Below are 17,979 nucleotides of genomic sequence, written 5' to 3'. Positions count from 1 at the left end.
GTCCCAGGAGTAGTTGAGAAGTGAGCGCCAAAGAGATCACCGTCGTCCACGTGATGCGGCACGGCGAGGTGCACAACCCGGAGGGCATCCTGTACGGGCGCCTGCCGGGCTACCACCTGTCCGAGCTGGGCCGGCAGATGGCCGACCGGGTCGCCGAGGACCTGGCCGGACGGGACATCACCCACGTGGTCGCCTCCCCGCTGGAGCGGGCCCAGGAGACCGCCGCGCCGATCGGCAAGGCGCACGGCCTGGACGTCGCGGAGGACGCGCGGCTGATCGAGGCGGAGAACATCTTCGAGGGCAAGACCTTCGGGGTCGGCGACGGTTCGCTGCGCAACCCGGGCTACTGGAAGTACCTCACCAACCCGTTCAAGCCGTCCTGGGGCGAGCCGTACCTCGACCAGGTGGTGCGGATGATGGGCGCGCTCGGCGCGGCCCGGGACGCCGCCCGCGGGCACGAGGCGGTCTGCGTCAGCCACCAGCTGCCGATCTGGATCCTCCGCTCCTTCGTCGAGCGTCGCCGGCTCTGGCACGACCCGCGCAAGCGGCAGTGCTCGCTGGCCTCGCTGACCAGCTTCACCTTCGAGGGCGACCGGATCGTCTCGGTCGGCTACCGCGAGCCGGCCCGCGACCTGCTGCCCGCGCACCTGGTCGGCAAGGGCCGCAAGGGCGACAAGCCGGTGGGCAAGAGCTTCGGCGCCTGACCCCCGTAAGCGGTGCGTAAGTATGACTTCGGGTCACCTGGCAAATGCCGGGTGACCCGAAGTCGTCGCAGGTCAGACGGGGTGCGACGCGCAAGGTAGGACCCCGGCGAACCGGGCCGGAACTCCATGCGAAACTTTTCACATGTCTGCCATGACGCGCCCCCGTCCCCGTGTCGCCGCAGCCGCCGCCACAGTCGCCGCCGCTGCGCTCGTCCTCACCGGCTGTTCCTCCTCGGGCTCGTCGGGCAGCGGCGAGGGCCAGGTCGGGTTCGTCACCGTCAAGGGGACCAACCTGTCGAAGGCGGACACGGGCAAGCGCGGGGACGCGCCGGACATCTCCGGGGAGACCCTGGAGGGCAACCAGGTCAAGCTCTCCGACTACCGCGGCAAGGTCGTGGTGCTGAACGTGTGGGGCTCCTGGTGCGGGCCGTGCCGGGCCGAGGCGAAGAACCTCCAGGCCGTCGCGGACGAGTACAGGGACAAGGGCGTCCAGTTCCTCGGCATCAACACCCGGGACACCGACAAGACCAACGCCGTCCGCTTCGAGCAGGAGCAGGGCGTCTCCTTCCCGAGCATCTTCGACCCGGCCGGCACCCAGCTGCTCAAGTTCCCCAAGGGCAGCCTCAACCCGCAGTCCATCCCGACCACCCTGATCGTCGACCGGGACGGCAAGCTGGCCGCCCGCGCCGTCGGCGGGACGACCCAGGAGGCGCTGGAGTCGATCGTCCAGCCGGTGGTCGCGGAGCAGCAGCAGTGAGCGGGGCGCCACGACTCGCCGAACTCGCGCAGGCCGGACTCCCGCTGACCGGACTGCCGCTGGCGGACAACTTCAGCACCGTGCAGAGCGGGGCGCTGCTCGCCGCGGCGCCGATCGCGCTGGTGGCCGGCCTGGTGTCGTTCTTCTCGCCCTGCGTGCTGCCGCTGGTGCCCGGCTACCTCTCGTACGTGACCGGCTTCTCCGCCGCCGACCTCGCGGACGCCCGCGGTGCCCGGCGCGGCCGGATGCTGCTCGGGGCGACGCTGTTCATCCTCGGCTTCACCGCGGTCTTCGTCTCCGGCGGGGCGCTGTTCGGCCAGTTCGGCACCACCCTGCTGCAGCACAAGCGGGCCATCTCGATCGTGCTCGGCGCGCTCACCGTGGTGATGGGGCTGGCCTTCATGGGCCTCGTCCCCGGGCTGAGCATGCGCGAGGTGCGTTCGCACCGCCGCCCGGCCGTCGGCCTGCTCGGCGCGCCGCTGCTCGGCGTGGTGTTCGGCGTCGGCTGGACGCCCTGCATCGGCCCGACGCTGGCCGCCGTCCAGAGCCTGTCGCTGAACCAGGCCGACGCGGCGCGCGGGGCCCTGCTGATGACCTTCTACTGCCTGGGCCTCGGCGTACCGTTCATCGTGGCCGCGCTGGCCTTCCGCCGCGCGCTGGGTGCCTTCGGGTGGGTCAAGCGGCACTACCCGCTCGTCATGCGGATCGGTGGCGGCATGCTCGTCGCGGTCGGTCTGCTGCTCGTCACCGGGATCTGGGATTCCTGGATGAGCGAACTGCAGTCCTGGACCGCCGACTCCCAGATCGGAATCTGACCGTGAGCAAGACCACGACCGATACCGAGCTGCCCCCGGCGCCGGACGAGGACGCCGCCGCCGAGCGGCTCAGCACCGCGCCGGTCGAGTCCGAGGGACCGACCGGCATAGGGGTGCTCGGCTGGGCGCGCTGGATGTGGCGCCAGCTGACCTCGATGCGGGTCGCCCTGATCCTGCTGTTCCTGCTCTCGCTGGCCGCCATCCCGGGGTCGCTGATCCCGCAGAACGGCCAGAACCAGTTCAAGGTGCAGACCTGGAAGGCGCAGCACACCACGGTCGCGCCGATCTACGAGAAGCTCCAGCTGTTCGACGTCTACAGCTCGGTCTGGTTCTCGGCGATCTACATCCTGCTGTTCGTCTCGCTGGCCGGCTGCATCATCCCGCGGACCTGGCAGTTCGTCGGCGTGCTGCGCTCCCAGCCGCCGGCCGCCCCGCGCAACCTGACCCGGATGCCGGTGTACGCGGCCTGGCGCACCGATGCGGACGCGGAGCAGGTGAACGCGGCCGCCCACCGGCTGCTGCGCAAGCGCGGCTTCCGGGCCAACCTGGCCGGCGGCGCGGTGGCCGCCGAGAAGGGGTACCTGCGCGAGGTCGGCAACCTGCTGTTCCACCTGTCGCTGTTCGCGCTGCTCGGCGGCTTCGCCTGGGCCAGCCTGGCCTCCGGCACCGGCGGCAAGCTGATGGTCGAGGGCCAGGGCTACTCCAACACCATCACCCAGCTCGACGACTTCACCGGCACCCGGTTCTACGGCAGCCAGGACCTCGACCCGTTCTACCTGAAGCTCAACGACTTCACCTCGAAGTTCCAGAACACCGGTGACCAGATGGGCGCCGCGCGGCAGTTCACCGCGAACGTGCAGTACTACGAGGGCAGCGACGAGTCGAAGCTGAAGAAGGGCACGATCGAGGTCAACCACCCGCTGGAGATCGGCGGCAGCAAGGTCTTCCTGATCGGCCACGGCTACGCCCCGGTGATCACCGTGAAGAACGGCAAGGGCGACGTGGTCTACCACGACGTCGTGCCGTTCCTGCCGCAGGACGCCAACCTGACCTCGACCGGCGTGGTGAAGGTCTCCGACTACGGCGCCGGCCCGGACGGCAACCGGACCCAGCTGGGCTTCTCCGGCTTCTTCCTGCCGACCGCCCCGCTGAGCTTCGCCGGCACCGGCCCGATCTCGCTGTTCCCCGGCGACGCCGCCCCCGAACTGGTGCTGAACGCCTTCTCCGGCGACCTCGGCACCGACTCCGGCCTGCCGCAGAACATCTACCAGCTGAACACCGCCAAGCTCACCCAGATGCAGCAGGACGGCCAGCCGGCCAAGGCCCTGCTCAAGCCGGGCCAGGCCTGGAACCTGCCGGACGGCTACGGCAGCGTCACCTTCGAGGGCTACAAGCAGTGGGCGAGCTTCAACGTCTCGCACCGCCCCGGCAACGAGATCGCGCTGACCGGCGCGGTGCTGGCGATCCTCGGTCTGATCGGTTCGCTGTTCATCCAGCGCCGCCGGATCTGGGTGCGGGCGGTGGCCCTGCCGGGCGGCGGTACCCAGGTGGAGCTGGCCGGCCTGGCCCGCAGCGAGTCGGCGAAGATCGCCGAGGAGCTGGCCGAACTCGCGGTCGACCTCCAGGACGACGCCCCGGCGTCGGAGGACCAGGGGGCCGACGAGGCACCCGAGGACCCGGCGGCACCGGAAGACCCCGCACCGGAAGCCTCCGCAGCGGACGCCCCGGGAGCGGAAGACCCCGCAGCAGAAGACCCCACAGCCCCTGCTGACCAGAACGCCAAGGAGTAGACGGTGCACCTCGCCTCGGGGGTCGACCCACAGCTGGCCGACCTCTCCAACAAGCTGATCTATTCGGCGATGGCGGTCTACACGATCGCCATGTTCGCCCACATGTTCGAGTGGACGTTCGGCAGCAAGGGCGCGGTCGCCGTCCGGTCCACGGAGCAGGCGGGCAACCTCGCCGAGACCGTCGCCGCCGCCGAGCCCAAGGCGGCCAAGAAGGTCACCGTCACCGTCGCCGGGGCGAAGGGCGGCACCACCACGCTCACCCGCACCGTCCTGGCGGACGCGGGCGCGACGGTGGTCACCGGCGGTCGCGGCGACGAGGACGTGGACGGCCCGGGCGCGGCCGGCACCAACGAGAAGGCCGACCTGGCCGGCCGCATCGCGGTCTCGCTGACCGTCCTCGCGGTGCTGCTGCACGGCGGCGGCATCGTCGCCCGCGGCCTCTCGGTGTCCCGCTGGCCGTGGGGCAACATGTACGAGTTCTCCTGCGCCTTCGCCTTCGCGATGACGGCCACCTACCTGGTGCTGCTGGCCTCGCGGAAGAACGTGCGCTGGCTCGGCCTGCCGGTCGCCGTCGCCGTGCTGCTGACGCTCGGCATCGCGACCCAGGTGCTGTACACCGACTCCGAGCAGCTCGTCCCGGCGCTGCACTCGTACTGGCTGGCGATCCACGTCTCCACCGCGATCTTCTGCGGCGGCGCCTTCTACGCGGCGTTCATCTCCACCCTGCTGTACCTGGCCAAGGACTCCTTCGACAAGCGGATGGCGGCAGGCCTGACCACCGGCCCGCTGGGCACCTCGGCGTCGATCTGGCGCCGGCTGCCCGCCGCCTCCACCTTCGACAAGCTGTCGTACCGGATCAACGCCCTGGTCTTCCCGCTGTGGACGTTCACCATCATCGCGGGCGCGATCTGGGCCGAGGCCGCCTGGGGCAAGTACTGGGAGTGGGACCCGAAGGAGACCTGGTCGTTCATCACCTGGGTCGCCTACGCCTGCTACCTGCACGCCCGGGCCACGGCCGGCTGGAAGGGCCGCAAGGCCGCCTACCTGGCGCTGGCGGCCTTCGCCTGCTGGTGCTTCAACTACTACGGCGTGAACATCTTCGTCACCGGCAAGCACTCGTACGCGGGGATCTGACCGGGGGCACCCACCCGTCGGCCCGGCTGTCCACGGAGGTGGCCGGGCCGAGGTGCAACGGGGGTAGTTCGTGCCGGCCGTCCCGTGCCGGTACGGGGAGGAACGAGGAGGAAATCGCGCAATGGAGTGCGACGAGGTCATGCTGACCGTCCGAATCGCCGCCGCCGAGCAGCTGCTGCTCCGTCGGCTCGCCCAGGGACACCGGAGCGACGTGTCCGAAGTGGTGGCCGACGCTCTGCTGGACATCATCCCCACGCTCAGCGCGCCGGGGGACGCCTACCGGCTGCTGAGCGCCATCGCCACGCCGGCGCCGTGCGCGCTGACGGTCTGGCTGCCGACCGCGCTGGCCGACCTGCTGGTGCCCGGCGCGGCCCGGATCGCCCAGATCACCGACGTCCGGATCGAGTCGGCCAGCGCGGCGCTGGGCGCGGCGCTGCGGCTCTGGCTGGCCCAGGACCCGGTCCGGCTGGCGGCCAACCTCAGCGTGATGCACGCCGGGCGGCGGCCGGCCGCCCTGGTGGCCGCCTGAGGGCGGCCCTCAACTCGCCAGCGGCAGCAGGCCGGGCGCGGCGGGGCGGCCCTCGAAGGCGTCCCGCCGGACCGGCACCCGCGGACCGTCCACCGGCGCGGTGAGCAGCCGGCACTCGGCCGCCGTCCGCCCGTCCTGGAGCAGCCTGACCAGGACGGGGGTGCGGCGGCCGTCCGGTGTCCGCTCGCGGACGGCCCGCACGTAGCAGGGCCGGTCCAGCTCGATGTAGCGGTCGAAGGAGGTCACCAGCTCGACCGGCACCACCGGCTCGGGGTGGTGCAGCCGCTGGGCGGCCTGCCGGGCGGCCTCCAGGACCAGCATCCCGGGCACGTGGTCCAGCTCGTGGTCGAACAGCACCGGGTGGTCGGCGTCGGCGCGCAGCAGCCAGGTGTCCGGCCGCAGGGTCGGGCTGAGCACCACGTCCGCGGGTTCCGCCCGGCCGACCAGCTCGGGCGCGGCGGGCTCCGGCGGCCGTGGCGGAGCGACGGTGCGGTGGCCGCGCAGCCGCTCGTACGAGGCGGGGGTGATCACCCGCAGCTGGCCGGAACCGTGGCCGATCCGCAGGCCGTCCCGGGTGATCTCGGCCTGCACCCGCAGTGAGGCCAGCCGGCCGTGCCGCATCCGGACGTCCTGGCAGCCGACCGTCAGCATCAGCGAGGCCGGGCCGGCGGTCACGGCCAGGCCGGGCAGGCCCGACTCGCCGAGCGCGTAGCCGAGGTCCTCCATGACGAAGTGGTGGTCGCGCGGCACCCCGAAGCCGGCGTGGCCGATCAGCAGTCCGGCCTGCCGGACGGTCTCGGCCATCAGCACCGGGTCGTGGTAGCGGTCCCCGGGCAGCCGGTAGAAGCCGTGCAGCCGGGGCCACTGGGCGCCGAGCAGGAAGTCGTACGGGCCGGTGGCCTGCCAGCCGGTGAGGAAGACCTCGGAGACCGAGGCGCGGTGCACCAGGTGTCGGGAGACGGTCCGGTCGTGGAAGTCGTAGCCGGATCCGGAGCCGGGGCGGCTGCCGGGGGACGGGTCGGAGCCGGGGTGGGCGTACGGGCCGAAGGCGTCCGGCTCTACGATCATTGGCATGACTGGCCCCAGCTCCAGGGTGTCGGTCCGGCGGCCGCTACGGTCGCCCCACAGCAAAACATACATACCACCCGGTTTGTCTTCTGCGGCCGGGGTGGCCCCGTCGCGGGACCCGGACCGACCACGCTACCCGGCCTCTGGGCTGCGGGAATGCCTGGAACAGGGGAGGCAGACCTTGGGCGGGGGGCGGTCCCCGCTGGACGGCGGGGTCGACACAGGCGCTAGATTAGATACCAACCATGCGGTTTCGGCCAGCGTCGTCCGCGTGCGAGGTGCCGCCTCCGACCGAGGGCGCGCCGACAGCGGCCGGGTGGGGCGGGGAAGCGCGTCCGGCGGAGTCCGGGGGGATCAGTGGTCAAGCAGGAACGCGCGGGGCGGACCAGGCAGGCCGTGCTGCTCGCCGCCGCGGACACCTTCGCGGGGGTCGGGTTCGAGGCCGCCAGCCTGGTCGACATCAGTCGCCGGGCCGGGGTGAGCAAGGGCGCCCTCTACTTCCACTTCGTCTCCAAGCAGGCCCTCGCCGACGGCGTGCGGGCCGCCGCCGGACGGGAGATCGGCTCGGCCGCGCTGCGCGCCCTGCGCGCCGAGGGCCCGGCCGTCCAGGGGCTGATCGACTTCTCGTACGAGCTGGCCCGGCTGCTGCGCGAGGACGTGGTGGTGCGGGCCGGGGTCCGGCTCGGCCGGCAGGGCCCGCGGCCGGACGCCGGTCGGACCGATACGGCCGGCCCGGACACCGCCTGGCGCAGCCTCACCGCCGTGGTCCACCGGCTGCTGGACCGCGCCGAACGGGCCGGCGAACTGTGCCCGGGGGCGGACCGGCGGGCCTGCGCCGAGCTGATCACCACGGTGGTGGCCGGTCAGGTGCTGCTGGCGGCGGAGGAGCCCGGCCGGCCGGCGCAGGAGACGGTCCGGCGGCTCTGGACGGCCACGCTGCCGGCCCTGGTGGGCCCGGACTGCCGGGCCGGCTACCGGGTGTAGCCGGGTCCGCCGGGGCTCAGCCGCGCTCGGCGACGCTCAGTCGGGCCAGTGCGTGCGGCTGGACCAGCCCCGGCAGGATCAGCGTCCACAGGTCGGCCATCCGCTGGATCAGGTCCCGCCGGTCGGCCAGCACCTGGGAGCTCAGCTGGATCCCGGTGACCGCGCCGGTGATCACCCCGGAGGCCGCGACCAGGTCGACCCCGGGGTGGAGGTCCCCGGCCTCCCGGGCGCGCTCCAGCAGCGCCCGGACCAGGTCCATCCAGCCCTGGTAGGCGGCGATCTGGGGCTGGGTGAAGCTGCCGTGCTCGATCGTCAGCCGGATGCTGCCGCGCACCAGCGGGTCCTCCTGGAGCGCCCGGGCGAAGGCGTACCCGAGGTCGATCAGGGTCTGCACCGGGCTGTCCGAGGAGGGCTCCCAGGAGGCGATCCAGGCGCCCTGACCCTCGATCACGGCGAGCGCCAGCTCCTCCTTGGAGCGGAAGTGGAAGTACAGCGCGCCCTTGGTGACACCCGCCCGGTCCAGGATCTCGGACATCGTGGCGGCGGCGTAGCCCCGCTCGTCGAACACCTCGGCCGCCGCGAGGAGTACCGCCTGGCGGGTCGCCAGCGCGCGGGCCTGCCTGGCCATCGCAGCCTCCCTGGAAAGTTCTGTACCTCGGCAGCGGCCGATCCTATGGGGGCCGACGGGGCGACGGGCGCGAACCGTCCGGTAGGTATCCTACCGAGCCGCTCCGCGCCGGGCCGGACGGGTGCGAACGGGTGAGGGCGGGTGCGAACGGCGCCCGCACCCCGGGCCGGCCCCCGGTGTGCCGACGGAACGCCCGGTCGGGAGCCGGTGGACGGCCCGACGGCCGGCCACCCGGAGCGGGTGACCGGCCGTCGGGGCCTGTCCTGCGACGGCCGGAGCCCGGAAGCGTCAGGCGGCCTGCTGCCAGCTGACCGGCGAGTAGTACGCCGGGCGGCGCTCCAGGCGCTGCCAGCTGGCGATCGGCTCGACCTGCGCGGTGGCGGTGGCCTGCTGCGCGACGGCGGCACGCGCCGCCAGCACGGCGGTGAGGGCGGCGAGTTCCTCGTCGGAGAGGGTGCCGCGGACGATGCGGACGAGAGGTTCGGCGGAAGCGGTCATGTCTTCGTTTCTCCCCCGGTTGCGTGTGGTGTGAGGTGGTGCCCGGTGCGGCCTGCCGTGGCGAACCGCCGTGCTACATCGGCGGGTTGCCGTGCTTGCGGCTGGGCAGGTCGGCGTGCTTGGTGCGGAGCATGGCCAGTGCGGCGGCGATCACCTGGCGGGTTTCGGCCGGGTCGATGACGTCGTCCACGAGGCCGCGCTCGGCCGCGTAGTACGGGTGCATCAGTTCGTTCTTGTATTCCTTGATCTTCTGGGCGCGCATGGCGTCCGGGTCCTCGGCGCCGTTGATCTCGCGGCGGAAGATGACGTTGGCGGCGCCCTCGGCGCCCATCACGGCGATCTCGTTGGTCGGCCAGGCGTAGGACAGGTCCGCGCCGATGGAGCGGGAGTCCATCACGATGTACGCGCCGCCGTAGGCCTTGCGCAGGATCAGCGAGATCCGGGGCACGGTGGCGTTGCAGTACGCGTACAGCAGCTTGGCGCCGTGCCGGATGATGCCGCCGTGCTCCTGGTCGACGCCGGGCAGGAAGCCGGGGACGTCCAGCAGGGTGAGCAGCGGGATGTTGAAGGCGTCGCACATCTGGACGAAGCGCGCGGCCTTCTCGCTGGCGTTGATGTCCAGCACGCCGGCCAGCGACTGCGGCTGGTTGGCGATGATGCCGGTGACGTGGCCGTCGACCCGGGCCAGCACGCACAGCACGTTGGTCGCCCAGCGCTCGTGGACCTCCAGGTACTCGCCGTGGTCGACGATCTCCTCGATCACCTTGCGCATGTCGTACGGGCGGTTGCCGTCGGCGGGCACCAGGTCCAGCAGGCTGTCGTTGCGGCGCTCGACCGGGTCCTCGCTGACCACGGACGGCGGCATCTCGCGGTTGTTCTGCGGCAGCAGCGAGAGGAGGTAGCGGACCTCCTCGATGCAGGACTGCTCGTCGTCGTAGACGAAGTGCGAGACGCCCGAGACGCCGGCGTGCACGTCGGCGCCGCCCAGCCCGTTCTGGCTGATCTTCTCGCCGGTCACCGCCTGGACCACGTCCGGGCCGGTGATGAACATCTGCGAGGTCTCGCGGACCATGAAGACGAAGTCGGTCAGCGCGGGGGAGTACGCGGCGCCGCCGGCGCACGGGCCGAGCATCACCGAGATCTGCGGGATGACGCCGGAGGCCTTGGTGTTGCGCTGGAAGATGCCACCGTAACCGGCCAGGGCGGTGACGCCCTCCTGGATGCGGGCGCCGGCGCCGTCGTTCAGCGAGACCAGCGGGGCACCGGCCGCGATGGCCATGTCCATGATCTTGTGGATCTTCTGCGCGTGGGCCTCGCCCAGGGCGCCGCCGAAGATCCGGAAGTCGTGCGCGTAGGTGAACACGGTGCGCCCGTGCACGGTGCCCCAGCCGACGATCACGCCGTCGGTGTGCGGCTTCTTGGCCTCCAGGCCGAAGCCCTGGGCGCGGTGCCGGCGCAGCGGCTCGACCTCGCGGAAGGAGCCCTCGTCCAGCAGCAGGTCGATGCGCTCGCGGGCGGTCAGCTTGCCCTTCGCGTGCTGGGCCTCCGTGGCCTTGTCGCTCGGGCCGCGGAGCACCTTCTCGCGGAGCTCGTGGAGCTCGGCGACCCGCCCCTTGGCGTCAGCCGGGACCTCGGGGACCTCGCCGCCGACCGGCGCCTCATGCACAACCGTCATCTCGAACCACTCCAAGGGTGAGGGAACTGTCCGACAGCCAACGTCTGCTGTGCCCCCAGCTGCGAAACAACTTCTTCACTTATGACTGTACGAGGGGCCGTGCGCTGGTTTCGGCGTCGATTCCGTACAAGGTCCAGTTCGTTTAGCTGTCAGGCCTGTACAGAAGCGGTCGGTGCGAAGGCTGTGCGCTCGGTGTCCGTTCGAATACTGGGGGTTGTCGGACAGATGATGATCCGATGATCTGAGCGTGAAGGAAAGCGCAGGTCAGGGACGTCTCACAGCACTGTAGGGCGCCCGTCTGGGGTACGGCTCAAGCTCCGCTCAATCCCGACGCCGGGAAGGAGCCGATTCGTGCTAGAGGGTCCGCAGTCGTAGGGAAGCGCCAAAAACGCCACAGCCCACCCGCGAGCGTCCGGGTGGGCTGTCCGGGGGAGCGGCCGAACCGCTCCGATCAGCTCTTTCGCCCGTCCTCGGGCTCGTCGCCGCCGCGCAGCTCCTGCTCGCGCCGGCGCAGATCGGCCTCCCACTGCCGGAGCATCGCCTCGTGGTCCTTGTCGTCCTCCTGCAACGACCCGCCCCCGGGATGCGACCCGTCACCCGACGGCGCCGCCTTCCCGAGCGAGGCGAGGAACTCCGGATCGTCGTCCGGTGCCACCTGGCGCCCGCCGCGCGGCCCGCCCGGCCCCGGCCGGCCGTCGGCGGCGGCCGGCTGCCCCGGCCCGCCCGGTGCCGCGGCCCGCAGGAAGCCGCGCCGCCGGCCGGCCACCAGCCAGGCGATCGGACCGAGCGGCGGGAAGAGCAGCACGATGATCAGCCAGATCACCTTCGGCAGGTACCGGACCTCTTCCTCGGGTGTGACCAGGCAGTCGATGAACGCCCACACCCACAGCGCGAGCGGAAGGACGATGGTCAGAAGAATCCTCAGCACGGCTGTGATCTCCCCCCGGCGACGGCGGTAGCGGCGGGCGCCTTCCGGGGCCCTTGACGCAAGCCAGGCTATCCGGTGGCGGATACTGACAGACATGGCATACGACGATCTCCGCTCGTTTCTCCGGGCCCTCGACCGCGAAGGCGACCTCAAGCGCATCAAGGCGGAGGTGGACCCGCACCTGGAGATCGGCGAGATCGTCGATCGCGTGCAGAAGGCCAAGGGCCCGGCGCTGCTGTTCGAGAACGTCAAGGGTTCGTCGATGCCGCTCGCGATGAACGTCTTCGGCACCGAGCGGCGGCTCGCCAAGTCCCTCGGCCTCAAGGGCCCGGAGGACATCGCGGAGAAGATCGCCGGCCTGCTCAAGCCCGAACTGCCGCAGGGCTTCACCGGGTTCCGGGACGCCTTCGGCAAGCTCGCCTCGATGGCGCACGTCCCGCCCCGGCACGTGAAGCCCGGCGACGCCCCGGTGCAGGAGGTCGTGCTCACCGGTGACGACGTCAACCTGGACGAGCTGCCCGCGCTGTTCACCTGGCCGCTGGACGGCGGCTCCTTCTTCAACCTGGGCCTGACCCACACCAAGGACCCGGACACCGGCGTCCGCAACCTGGGCCTCTACCGGCTCCAGCGGCACGACCGCCGCACCATCGGGATGCACTGGCAGATCCACAAGGACAGCCGCAACCACTACGCCGTCGCCGCCAAGCGCGGCGAGCGCCTCCCGGTCGCGATCGCCTTCGGCTGCCCGCCCGCCGTCACCTACGCGGCCACCGCGCCGCTGCCCGGCGACATCGACGAGTACCTGTTCGCCGGCTTCGTCGCGGGCGAGCGGGTCCGGATGGTCGACTGCAAGACCGTCCCGCTGCAGGTCCCGGCCGACGCCGAGGTGGTCCTGGAGGGCTGGCTGGAGCCCGGCGAGATGCTCCCCGAGGGCCCGTTCGGCGACCACACCGGCTTCTACACCCCGCAGGAGCCGTTCCCGGCGCTGAAGATCGACTGCGTGACGATGCGCCGCCGGCCGATCCTGCAGTCCATCGTGGTCGGCCGGCCGCCGACCGAGGACGGCCCGCTCGGCAAGTTCACCGAGCGCTTCTTCCTGCCGCTGCTGAAGATCATCATCCCGGACATCGTCGACTACGACCTGCCCGAGGCCGGCGGCTTCCACAACTGCGTGATCGTCTCGATCGACAAGAAGTACCCCAAGCACGCCCAGAAGACGATGCACGCGATCTGGGGCGCCCACATGATGTCGCTCACCAAGCTGATCATCGTGGTGGACTCCGACTGCGACGTGCACGACTACCAGGAAGTCGCCTGGCGGGCCTTCGGGAACGTCGACTACAGCCGCGACCTCACCGTGGTCGAGGGCCCGGTCGACCACCTCGACCACGCCTCCTACCAGCAGTTCTGGGGCGGCAAGGCGGGCATCGACGCGACCCGCAAGCTCCCCGAGGAGGGCTACACCCGGGACGGCGGCTGGCCCGAGATGGTCTCCTCGGACCCGGCCACCGCCGCGCTGGTGACCCGTCGTTGGAAGGAATACGGACTGTGAGCACGGCTGCCGTCGAGACCCCGGGCCGCACCAGGGCGTTCCTGCGGCTGGTGATGATCGAGCACTCGGTCTTCGCCCTGCCCTTCGCCTACATCGCCGCGCTCACCGCGATGTTCCTGGCCGACCGGCGGGTGCACTGGGGCCAGTTGTTCGTCGTCACCGTCTGCATGGTCGGCCTGCGCACCTTCGCGATGGCCGCCAACCGGATCATCGACCGTGAGCTCGACGCCCGGAACCCGCGCACGGCCGGTCGCGAACTCGTCACCGGCGCCGTCTCGTTGAGGACCGCGTACATCGGCTCGGCGGTCGCGCTGGTGGTCTTCCTCGGCGCGGCGGCGCTGCTCAACCCGCTGTGCCTGGCGCTCGCCCCGGTGGCCGTGGTGCCGATGGTGGTCTACCCGTACGGCAAGCGGTTCACCAACTTCCCGCAGGCGATCCTGGGCCTGGCCCAGGCGATGGGCCCGGTCGGCGCCTGGCTCGCGGTGACCGGCAGTTGGTCCTGGGAGGCCGTGGTGCTCGGCCTCGCGGTCGGCATCTGGATCGGCGGCTTCGACCTGATCTACGCCTGCCAGGACGTCGAGTCCGACCGGGAGAACGGGGTCGGCTCCCCGCCGGCCCGGTTCGGGGTTCCCGCCGCCATCTGGGGCGCCCGGGTCTGCCACGTCCTGACCACCCTGCTGCTGGGCTGGTTCGCGGTGCTCACCGACGCCGGCCCGGCCTTCTGGATCGGCCTGGCGGTCGTCGCGGGTGCCTTCGGCTACGAGCACACCATCGTCAAGCCGAACGACCTCTCACGGCTCAACCGGGCGTTCTTCCAGACCAACAGCTTCGTCGGCATCTCGCTGTTCTTCTTCGCCCTGGTCGACCTGGTCGTCCGCGGCCTCGGAATCTGACCGCCCCTCCCGACCGCCCGCGCCCGACCGACCGGCCGGGGAGCCGCCCGCACCCGACCGTCCGACGGCTCACCGGAACAGCGCGGCGTGGTCCGCGGCCCAGGCGCGGAAGGGGCGGGCGGGCCGGCCGGTGACGTCCTGGACCGTCGTGGTGACCGGTTCCGGGGCGGCGATCCGGGCGTGGATGAAGTCCAGGGCGCCGTCCGCCAGGGCCGGGGGCCAGCCGGTGCTGAGCATCCGGTGGCGGGCGGCCTCCCGGGGGACCTCCTCCCAGCGGACCTCCCGCCCGGCCGCCTCGCCGATGATCCGCACCTGCTCGGCCTGGGTCGGGGACTCCGGGCCGGTGAGGACGTAGCGGGCGCCGTCGTGCCCGTCCTCGGTCAGCGCCCGGACGGCCACCGCGGCGATGTCCCGCTCGTCCACCAGATTCAGCCCGGCCGTGCCGCCGTAGCCGCGCACGGCGCCCCCGGCCCGGATCTCCTCCGCCCAGCGCAGCGCGTCGCCCGCGAGGCCGTGCGGCCGCAGCACGGTGTGCGGCAGCCCGCTGCGACCGAGGAGCGCCTCGACCTCCTCGCTCGGCGCCGCGCGCCCGCCCGCCGGGGAGAGCAGCACCACCCGCCGGACCTCCCCGGCCAGCGCCGCCACCGCCGCTGCGGCGCCCTCGGCGGTCGAGGACGGCCAGCGCAGGAACACCGCGTCGACGCCGTGCGCGGCCGCGCGCAGCGAGCGCGGGTCGCGCAGGTCGCCGTGCACGTACCCCTGCTGCCGGGCCCGGTCCGCGCGCCGGGTCAGCGTCCGCACCCGCACTCCGGCGGCGGCGAGTTGCAGTCCCAGGTGCCGCCCCACCGCCCCGGAGGCGCCGACCAGCAGCACCGTCGACGCGTCGTCAGTCGTGTTCTCCGTCATACCTCGACGGTAGGCGCGGAGCCCTCGACGCCCCATGCGCACGGGTCTCCGGTCCATGCGCCATCGTCTACCGCGACGGGCGCCCGTCCACCCGGCCCACGGTCGTGACCCGGTGAACGGGCGCGGGGCGCCGGTCAGTTGTGCAGGAAGGACTCCAGCGAGGAGGCCAGCGCGACCGGCGCCTCGTACATCGGGTAGTGCCCGCTGCCGCTGAGCTCCTCCAACTCGGCGTTGGGGTAGTGCTCCAGCCAGGTGCCCCGCATGAGGTCGGCGGTCAGCGCGAGGTCGTACTCGCCCACGATCACCTTGACCGGTACGGGGTTCCCGCTGATCCGCCGCTCCAGGTCGGCCGTCGCCCAGTCCCGGACGTACCCGTCGACGGCCTCGGGGGTCGACAGCCGCAGCGACTGGTCGACCATCCGGTCCAGCCAGACCCGGCCGGCCCGCTGCCCGGTGACCAGGTCGAGGATCGCGAACCGCTTCTCCCGGTCCTCGGCGGCGCCGTAGAACAGCTGCTCACCGGCCTCGTCCAGCGGGTACGACCCGGCCGGCACCGGAGCCAGGCCGACCAGCTTGCGCACCCGCGACGGTGCCTCGGCCAGCAGCTGCTGGGCCGCCTTGGCGCCCATCGAGTGGCCGACCACGGAGAAGCGGTCCCAGCCGAGCTGGTCGGCGAGGGCGAGGGCGTCGGAGGCTATCTCGGCCAGCGTGTAGGCGCCGGTCACGTCCTTGCGGTCGCCGTAGCCGCGGTAGTCGAGGAAGGCGTAGCCGAAGGCCTTGCCGTCGAGGTAGTCGAGGAAGGGGCTCCAGCCCGCGCTGGTGCCGAACCAGTCGTGCAGGACGAGGACGTGGTGGTCGCCGGTGCCGGTGCGGCGGTGAGGGATCGTCATGCCGTTGGTCGTTCCCCGGAATCGGCCCGCCCGAACGGCCGGTCAGCGGTGGCGGACCGGCCGGTCGGGAGTCGGCCGTCCGGGAGGCGGCCGGTCAGGCGGCGGGGCGGCGGGCGAAGTCCGGGGCGTGCTCGGAGCGGGGGCCGAGGGCGAGCAGCCGGGTCAGGCCCACCTGGACCGCGGGCACCCGGCGGGAGAGCGTGGCGAAGGCCGTCGGCGGGCCCGGACGGCGGCCGGTGAGCGTCGGGATGAACATGACGTGGTGCAGGACCCGCTGGAGGCGCTGCATGACCACGGTCGGCCACTCGCGGCGGCGCTGGACCCGGGCCAGGGCCGCGACGGTCGGGCGGCCGCGGCGCAGCGGCTCGGCGAGCAGGGTGGCGGCGGCGACGGCGTCCTGGATGGCGAGGTTGATCCCGACCCCGCCGGCCGGGGACATCGCGTGGGCGGCGTCGCCGATCAGCAGCAGACCGTCGACGTACCAGCGGTCGAGCCGGTTGAGCTTGACGTCGAGCATGTGGACGTCGTCCATGGCGGCCAGCTGGTCGACCCGGTCCGCGTACTGCGGCAGGATCGAGGCGATCCGGGCGCGGAACCGCTCGACGCCCTCGGCGCGCAGCCGGGCGTCGGAGCCCTTGGGCTTGAAGTAGCCGATCTGGAAGTACTCGTCGCGGGCGATGCTGAGCGCCATCTCACCGGTGCCGAAGCCGGGGACGATGCTGGGCTGCCCCGCCTGCTCGTGGGGGTGCCGGGGGAGCCGGAACCACCAGACGTCGAAGGGCACCGGGTACTCCCGGGGCACCAGACCGGCCTCCCGGCGCAGGGTGGAGTGCCGGCCGTCGGCGGCGACGGTGAGCTCGGCGCGGAGCTCGCCCTCCTCGCCGTCCCGGGTCCGGTAGCGGACGCCGACCACCCGGCCGCCCTCGCGGAGCAGCCCGGTCGCCTCGGTGTTCATCCGCACGGTGAAGGTGGGCTCCTGCTGCGCCTCCTGGACCAGGAAGTCCAGCAGGTCCCACTGGGGCATCATCGCGATGTAGTTGTACGGCGCGGGCAGCCGGTCGTAGGCGCTCAGTGCGAACTCGCCGCCCCCGGGCAGCGGGATCATCAGGTTGCCGAGCCGGCTCTGCGGCAGCCGGGCGAACTTCCGGCCGAGGCCGAGTTCGTCCATCAGGCGCACGGTGGACGCGTGGACGGTGTCCCCGCGGAAGTCGCGCAGGAAGTCGCCGTGCTTCTCCAGCACGGTCACCTCGACACCCGCGCGGGCCAGCATCAGGCCCAGCATCATTCCGGCTGGTCCGCCTCCGGAGACGACGACGCTCATGGCTCTCTCCCCTTCGATCCCTTGCCGCTACTGCGTGGAACTCGCCTATAGAGCATCTCTGGGACCGTCTCAGGTGTCAAGTAGTACTCTGTGTCACATGGACGATCTGGTGACGGCCGCGCTCACCGCGGCGAAGGAACGGGGACGGGACGTCGCGGACGTCCCGCTGACGGCGATCGCGTCGGCGGCCGGCATCTCGCGCAGCACCCTGCTGCGCCGGCTCGGCGGCTCCCGGGCCCCGCTGGACGAGGCCGTCCGGCGGACCGGCGTCGACCCGGGCGGACGGCCGCCGGTGCGGGAGCGGGCGATCGAGGCGGCGGGCCGGCTGGTGGCCGAACGCGGCCTGTCCGGGGTGACCCTGGACGCCGTGGCCGACCGGGCCGAGTGCTCGCTGCCCAGCCTGCACACCGTCTTCGAGGGGCGGGACGGCCTGCTCTCCGCCGTCTTCCTCCAGTACGGCCCGCTGCCGGACCTGGAGGCGCTGGCCGCCGACCCGCCGGAGCGGCTGGAGGACACCGTCCGGGCGCTGCACCGCACCTTCGCCGCGGCCCTCCAGTGCGACCCGAAGGTCGTCCCGGCGATGTTCGCCGACCTGTTCGGCAGATCCGACGGCCCCGCCGCCCGGATGATGGCCGTCTACCTGCCGCGGATGTTCGACGGCCTCACCCGGCTGCTGCAGCCGCACATCGAGGCGGGCCGGCTGCGGCCGCTGCCGATCCCGGTGCTGTCCCAGCTGATGCTCGGCCCGCTGCTCAACCACCTGCTGTTCCGGCCGTCCCTGGAACCCGTCCTCGGGTCCGAGCTGCCCTCGCTGGAGGAGACCCTCGAACTCTTCACCGAGGCCTACCTGCGGGCCGTCGCCCTGCCGGAGGCAGAATCCGGGGAGGACGACACCCCCTGAGGAGAC

The 17,979-nt window shown here is 72.2% G+C and carries 18 protein-coding genes; 10 read left to right on the top strand and 8 right to left on the bottom strand.

The window, feature by feature from the left end; all coding sequences use genetic code 11:
- Window positions 1-53: 53 nt before the first annotated feature.
- The 6 genes from ABTZ03_RS05070 (at window position 54) to ABTZ03_RS05045 (ending at window position 5,729) form a co-directional block, all read left to right on the top strand.
- A complete protein-coding gene (locus ABTZ03_RS05070; protein ID WP_350511521.1) occupies window positions 54-704 on the top strand; it encodes a histidine phosphatase family protein in 651 nt (216 codons plus the stop codon).
- Between the two features lie 142 nt (window positions 705-846).
- Window positions 847-1,461, top strand: coding sequence for a TlpA family protein disulfide reductase (locus tag ABTZ03_RS05065; protein WP_502894387.1), 615 nt, complete (start codon window positions 847-849; stop codon window positions 1,459-1,461).
- Between the two features lie 44 nt (window positions 1,462-1,505).
- Window positions 1,506-2,276, top strand: a complete 771-nt coding sequence (locus ABTZ03_RS05060; RefSeq protein ID WP_350511520.1) for a cytochrome c biogenesis CcdA family protein — start codon at window positions 1,506-1,508, stop codon at window positions 2,274-2,276.
- A gap of 2 nt (window positions 2,277-2,278) precedes the next feature.
- Entirely contained in the window at window positions 2,279-4,066 is a 1,788-nt protein-coding gene (resB, locus tag ABTZ03_RS05055) for a cytochrome c biogenesis protein ResB (RefSeq protein WP_350511439.1), read from the top strand.
- Window positions 4,067-4,069: 3 nt separating this feature from the next.
- Window positions 4,070-5,200: a c-type cytochrome biogenesis protein CcsB gene (gene ccsB, locus ABTZ03_RS05050; RefSeq protein ID WP_350511438.1), complete on the top strand. Its 1,131-nt coding sequence runs from the start codon at window positions 4,070-4,072 to the stop codon at window positions 5,198-5,200.
- Window positions 5,201-5,339: 139 nt separating this feature from the next.
- Window positions 5,340-5,729 carry a hypothetical protein gene (locus tag ABTZ03_RS05045; protein ID WP_350511437.1) on the top strand — a complete coding sequence of 130 codons (390 nt, stop codon included), beginning with the start codon at window positions 5,340-5,342 and terminating at the stop codon, window positions 5,727-5,729.
- Window positions 5,730-5,738: 9 nt separating this feature from the next.
- Here the strand turns inward: ABTZ03_RS05045 and ABTZ03_RS05040 are convergent, their stop codons facing one another.
- Entirely contained in the window at window positions 5,739-6,803 is a 1,065-nt protein-coding gene (locus ABTZ03_RS05040; protein WP_350511436.1) for a ScbA/BarX family gamma-butyrolactone biosynthesis protein, read from the bottom strand.
- A 351-nt stretch (window positions 6,804-7,154) separates the two neighbouring features.
- Here ABTZ03_RS05040 and ABTZ03_RS05035 point away from each other — a divergent pair, with 351 nt between their 5' ends.
- Window positions 7,155-7,781 (top strand): ScbR family autoregulator-binding transcription factor, encoded by a 627-nt coding sequence (locus ABTZ03_RS05035; protein WP_350511435.1) that lies wholly within the window; start codon window positions 7,155-7,157, stop codon window positions 7,779-7,781.
- 16 nt (window positions 7,782-7,797) lie between these two features.
- On the opposite strand, the gene ABTZ03_RS05030 is transcribed toward ABTZ03_RS05035, so the two are convergent.
- From ABTZ03_RS05030 to ABTZ03_RS05015, 4 genes are all read right to left on the bottom strand, one after another.
- Window positions 7,798-8,409 carry a ScbR family autoregulator-binding transcription factor gene (locus tag ABTZ03_RS05030; protein WP_350511434.1) on the bottom strand — a complete coding sequence of 204 codons (612 nt, stop codon included), beginning with the start codon at window positions 8,407-8,409 and terminating at the stop codon, window positions 7,798-7,800.
- 288 nt (window positions 8,410-8,697) lie between these two features.
- Window positions 8,698-8,907, bottom strand: a complete 210-nt coding sequence (locus tag ABTZ03_RS05025; protein ID WP_350511433.1) for an acyl-CoA carboxylase epsilon subunit — start codon at window positions 8,905-8,907, stop codon at window positions 8,698-8,700.
- Window positions 8,908-8,980: 73 nt separating this feature from the next.
- On the bottom strand, window positions 8,981-10,582 hold the full coding sequence (locus tag ABTZ03_RS05020; protein WP_350511432.1) for an acyl-CoA carboxylase subunit beta: 1,602 nt from the start codon (window positions 10,580-10,582) through the stop codon (window positions 8,981-8,983).
- 451 nt (window positions 10,583-11,033) lie between these two features.
- Window positions 11,034-11,507, bottom strand: a complete 474-nt coding sequence (locus ABTZ03_RS05015; protein ID WP_502894391.1) for a PLD nuclease N-terminal domain-containing protein — start codon at window positions 11,505-11,507, stop codon at window positions 11,034-11,036.
- A 97-nt stretch (window positions 11,508-11,604) separates the two neighbouring features.
- Here ABTZ03_RS05015 and ABTZ03_RS05010 point away from each other — a divergent pair, with 97 nt between their 5' ends.
- Together ABTZ03_RS05010 and mqnP are read left to right on the top strand one after the other, a co-directional pair.
- The gene (locus ABTZ03_RS05010) at window positions 11,605-13,062 is read left to right on the top strand and encodes a menaquinone biosynthesis decarboxylase (RefSeq protein WP_350511430.1); all 1,458 of its coding nucleotides are present in this window, start codon (window positions 11,605-11,607) and stop codon (window positions 13,060-13,062) included.
- Window positions 13,050-13,955 carry a menaquinone biosynthesis prenyltransferase MqnP gene (gene mqnP, locus ABTZ03_RS05005; protein WP_350511519.1) on the top strand — a complete coding sequence of 302 codons (906 nt, stop codon included), beginning with the start codon at window positions 13,050-13,052 and terminating at the stop codon, window positions 13,953-13,955. The genes ABTZ03_RS05010 and mqnP overlap by 13 nt, the downstream gene beginning before the upstream one ends.
- Before the next feature lie 69 nt (window positions 13,956-14,024).
- On the opposite strand, the gene ABTZ03_RS05000 is transcribed toward mqnP, so the two are convergent.
- The 3 genes from ABTZ03_RS05000 to ABTZ03_RS04990 all read right to left on the bottom strand — a co-directional run bounded on the left by ABTZ03_RS05000 (window position 14,025) and on the right by ABTZ03_RS04990 (window position 17,072).
- A complete protein-coding gene (locus ABTZ03_RS05000; RefSeq protein ID WP_350511429.1) occupies window positions 14,025-14,861 on the bottom strand; it encodes an NAD(P)H-binding protein in 837 nt (278 codons plus the stop codon).
- Window positions 14,862-14,995: 134 nt separating this feature from the next.
- Entirely contained in the window at window positions 14,996-15,751 is a 756-nt protein-coding gene (locus ABTZ03_RS04995) for an alpha/beta fold hydrolase (RefSeq protein WP_350511428.1), read from the bottom strand.
- Between the two features lie 94 nt (window positions 15,752-15,845).
- Window positions 15,846-17,072: an FAD-dependent oxidoreductase gene (locus ABTZ03_RS04990; protein WP_350511427.1), complete on the bottom strand. Its 1,227-nt coding sequence runs from the start codon at window positions 17,070-17,072 to the stop codon at window positions 15,846-15,848.
- Between the two features lie 97 nt (window positions 17,073-17,169).
- Between ABTZ03_RS04990 and ABTZ03_RS04985 the strand changes: the two genes are divergently transcribed.
- Window positions 17,170-17,973, top strand: a complete 804-nt coding sequence (locus tag ABTZ03_RS04985; RefSeq protein WP_350511426.1) for a TetR/AcrR family transcriptional regulator — start codon at window positions 17,170-17,172, stop codon at window positions 17,971-17,973.
- Window positions 17,974-17,979: the final 6 nt, after the last annotated feature.

Source organism: Kitasatospora sp. NPDC096077, assembly GCF_040303245.1.
Taxonomy (GTDB): domain Bacteria; phylum Actinomycetota; class Actinomycetes; order Streptomycetales; family Streptomycetaceae; genus Kitasatospora.
The sequence above is the reverse complement of the archived record's forward strand: the minus strand, read 5'-3'. Positions and strand labels throughout refer to the sequence as shown.